This window comes from Oceanobacillus sp. B139/18, from assembly GCF_055524595.1.
The window spans coordinates 1-380 of sequence record NZ_JBVFXI010000029.1; the positions used below are offsets into that span (position 1 = coordinate 1).

Consider the following 380-nt stretch of genomic DNA (forward strand, 5'->3'; position numbering starts at 1 on the left):
TTCACTTCTTTAAATTGTTCAAATGCCTCTTCTTCTGTCGGTGTCATGTAGTATGAGTTGATTAGTAACAGTCCATCTGCATGGTTTGCCTCGGCATGTTTTGCATATTCTAACACTTTGTCTGTGCGTTCATCGGCGATACCGACCAATAAATCTGTCTCTGTATCTTTTACTACTTCACCAGCAATTTTGACAATTTCCTTCTTTTCTGCTTCATCCAATGATGCAAATTCTCCTGTACTTCCAACTACCACTATTCCAGGGACTTTTTGATCCAAATAGTACTGGATATTTTCTTTTAACCCTTCATAGTTCACGCTGTAATCCTCATTCATTGGTGTAATTAATACTGGAAATGCTCCTTCAAATTGTTTTTTCAT

1 protein-coding gene is annotated in these 380 nt (G+C 37.1%); it reads right to left on the minus strand.

Annotated elements, in window-relative coordinates; all coding sequences use genetic code 11:
- The coding region (locus ACZSMY_RS23190) for a dihydrodipicolinate synthase family protein (RefSeq protein ID WP_465148381.1) at nt 1-380 on the minus strand (380 nt) is incomplete at both ends.